Source organism: Mycobacterium sp. (assembly GCF_050700595.1).
GTDB lineage: Bacteria > Actinomycetota > Actinomycetes > Mycobacteriales > Mycobacteriaceae > Mycobacterium.
Window position 1 is genome coordinate 1 of the sequence record NZ_JBOHHI010000234.1, and the last position, 3,619, is coordinate 3,619.

Sequence of the window (3,619 nt, forward strand, 5' to 3'; positions counted from 1 at the left end):
CACAACTGGCCCTATCTGGTCAACGAAGCGGCGGCCACGACGACGGTTGCGGCCGCCGCTTCCCCCTGCCCACTTGACAAGATGTCCCCCATATCAGCGGCGATCGCAAGCGCGGTAAGCCGGGCGCAGCGGGTCGCCGCCGACTAACTCAATCCGGGGAGTTGATGTGACCGATTCGGTGAATTCGTTCGAAGCCCGCGGCACTTTGAAGGCCGGCGCCGGTGATGGTCGCAGTTACCAGATCTACCGCCTGGACGCCGTGCCCGGCACGGAGAAACTTCCCTACGGCCTCAAAGTCCTCGCCGAGAACCTGCTGCGCAACGAGGACGGCAGCAACATCACCACGGACCACATCGAGGCCATCGCGAACTGGGATCGAGAGGCCGAGCCCAGCATCGAAATCCAGTACACGCCCGCCCGTGTCGTCATGCAGGACTTCACCGGCGTGCCGTGCATCGTCGACCTGGCCACCATGCGGGAGGCCATCGCCGACCTGGGCGGGGACCCCGACAAGGTCAATCCGCTGGCGCCGGCCGACCTGGTCATCGACCACTCGGTGATCGCGGACCTGTTCGGTCGGGCCGACGCTTTCGAGCGCAATGTCGAGATCGAATACCAGCGCAACGGCGAGCGCTACCAGTTCCTGCGCTGGGGTCAGGGCGCGTTCCAGGATTTCAAGGTGGTGCCGCCGGGCACCGGCATCGTGCACCAGGTCAACATCGAATACCTGGCCAGTGTCGTGATGCACCGCGACGGGGTGGCGTATCCCGACACCTGTGTCGGCACCGACTCGCACACCACGATGGTCAACGGACTGGGCGTGCTGGGCTGGGGTGTCGGCGGTATCGAGGCCGAGGCCGCGATGCTCGGCCAGCCGGTGTCGATGCTCATCCCACGGGTGGTCGGGTTCAAGCTGACCGGTGAAATCCAGCCCGGTGTCACCGCCACCGACGTCGTGTTGACCGTCACCGAGATGCTGCGCAAACATGGTGTGGTTGGCAAGTTCGTCGAGTTCTACGGCGAGGGTGTAGCCAAAGTGCCGCTGGCCAACCGCGCCACGCTGGGCAACATGAGTCCCGAATTCGGTTCCACCGCAGCGATTTTCCCCATCGACCAGGAGACCATCGACTACCTGCGATTTACCGGACGCAACGATGACCAGCTGGCGCTGGTCGAGGCGTACGCCAAAGAGCCGGGCGTGTGGCACGATCCGGCGCACGAGCCGGAGTTCTCCGAATATCTCGAGCTGAACCTGTCCGATGTGGTGCCGTCGATCGCGGGGCCCAAGCGTCCGCAGGACCGGATCTCGCTGTCCGACGCGAAGTCCACCTTTCGCAAGGCCCTCCCCAACTATGCCGGAGATGATCCGGACAAGGGAGGCCGTCCGAGCAATCCGGTTCAGGTGAAGTCCGATGAATTCGGCGAGTTCGTACTCGACCACGGTGCGGTCGTGATCGCCGCGGTCACGTCGTGCACCAATACCTCCAACCCGGAGGTGATGCTGGCTGCCGCGCTGCTGGCGCGCAACGCCGTGCAAAAAGGTCTGGTCTCCAAACCGTGGGTGAAGACGTCGATGGCGCCGGGCTCCCAAGTGGTCAGCGACTACTACGAAAAGGCCGGACTGTGGCCGTATCTGGAGAAGCTGGGGTTCTATTTGGTCGGCTATGGCTGCACGACCTGCATCGGCAACTCCGGCCCGCTGCCCGAGGAGATCTCCAAAGTGGTCAACGACAACGATCTTTCGGTGGCCGCGGTGCTGTCCGGCAACCGCAACTTCGAGGGCCGCATCAACCCGGACGTCAAGATGAACTACCTGGCGTCGCCGCCGCTGGTGATCGCCTACGCGCTGGCGGGCACCATGGACTTCGACTTCGAATCCCAGCCGCTAGGCCAAGACAACGACGGCAACGACGTGTTCCTGCCCGATATCTGGCCGTCACAAAAGGATGTCTCCGACACCATCGGATCGGCGATCAACCAGGAGATGTTCACCAGGAACTACGCCGACGTGTTCAAGGGCGACGAGAGGTGGCGCAACCTGCCGACGCCCAGCGGTAACACCTTTGAGTGGAACCCGGATTCGACGTATGTACGCAAGCCGCCGTACTTCGACCAGATGCCGGCTGACCCCGAACCGGTCAGCGACATCACCGGCGCCCGGGTGCTGGCGCTACTCGGCGATTCGGTGACCACCGACCACATCTCCCCCGCCGGCGCGATCCAGGCCGGTACCCCGGCAGCGAAGTACCTCGACGAGCACGGCGTGCAGCGCAAGGATTACAACTCGTTTGGTTCACGGCGCGGCAACCACGAGGTGATGATCCGGGGCACGTTCGCCAACATCCGGCTGCGCAACCTGCTGCTCGGTGATGTCGCGGGCGGCTACACCCGCGACATCACCGCCGACGGCGGTCCCCAGGCCTTCATCTACGACGCGGCGCAAAACTATGCGGCGCAGAACATCCCGCTGGTGGTGTTGGGCGGCAAGGAGTACGGTTCGGGTTCGTCGCGAGACTGGGCGGCCAAGGGCACGCTGCTGCTGGGCGTGCGCGCGGTGATCGCCGAGTCGTTCGAGCGCATCCACCGGTCCAACCTGATCGGCATGGGCGTGATCCCGCTCCAATTCCCGCAAGGCAAGTCGGCCGAATCGTTGAGGCTAGACGGCACCGAGGTGTACGACATCACCGGGATCAAGGAGCTCAACGACGGCAAGACGCCAAAGACGGTGCACGTCAAGGCCAGCAAGGAAGGCGGGGATGCCGAAAAAGCTCCGATCGAGTTCGATGCGGTGGTACGCATCGACACCCCGGGTGAGGCGGACTACTACCGTAACGGCGGCATCTTGCAGTACGTGTTGCGCAACATGCTGAAGTCAAGCTAGGGTCCCGGTGCCCAAGGTCAGCCAGGACCATCTGGTGGCCCGGCGCCGTCAGATCCTCGACGGCGCTCGCCGTTGTTTCGCCGAGTACGGCTACGACAAGGCGACGGTGCGCCGCCTCGAACAGGCCACCGGGATGTCGCGCGGCGCGATCTTTCACCATTTCCGCGACAAGGACACCCTGTTCTTCGAATTGGCTCGCGAGGACGCCGAACGGATGGCCGCTGTGGCGTCGCGGGAGGGTCTGATCCAGGTGATGCGTGACATGCTCGCGGCTCCCGACCAGTTCGACTGGCTGGCCACACGTTTGGAGATCGCGCGCAAGTTGCGCAATGACCCCGTGTTCAGTCGTAGGTGGGCGGAGCGCTCCGCGGAACTGGCGGCGGCGACGGCGAACCGGCTGCGCCGACAGAAGCGGGCCGGGCGCTTGCGCGACGACGTCCCGGGCGACGTGCTGCAGTGTTACCTGGACCTGGTTTTGGACGGGTTGGTCGCACGGCTGGCGTCCGGTGAAGACCCGCAGCGCCTCGCCGCCGTGCTCGACCTGGTCGAGGGCTCGGTACGGCAGTGCTAGGCGTACGGCCCGCGCGAGCGTGCACGAACCCGGGAATGAGCGCGGGGCGTGTTCATATGGTCGTTGCAACGTGCCGATGATTTGTGGAGGTTGCTGTGGCAAGGGGTGACTGGATTCCCAGGTCGGTGAGGCGAGAATTTTTCGATTTGGTCTGTGGTGGCATGGCG

Annotated in this window: 2 protein-coding genes; both read left to right on the forward strand. The window is 64.4% G+C overall.

Annotation, left to right across the window (positions count from 1 at the left end):
- The first annotated feature begins 166 nt into the window (after nt 1-166).
- Nucleotides 167-2,881, forward strand: coding sequence for an aconitate hydratase AcnA (acnA, locus tag ACRDTL_RS21405; RefSeq protein WP_431508699.1), 2,715 nt, complete (start codon nt 167-169; stop codon nt 2,879-2,881).
- A 7-nt stretch (nt 2,882-2,888) separates the two neighbouring features.
- On the forward strand, nt 2,889-3,452 hold the full coding sequence (locus ACRDTL_RS21410) for a TetR/AcrR family transcriptional regulator (RefSeq protein WP_431508700.1): 564 nt from the start codon (nt 2,889-2,891) through the stop codon (nt 3,450-3,452).
- Nucleotides 3,453-3,619: the final 167 nt, after the last annotated feature.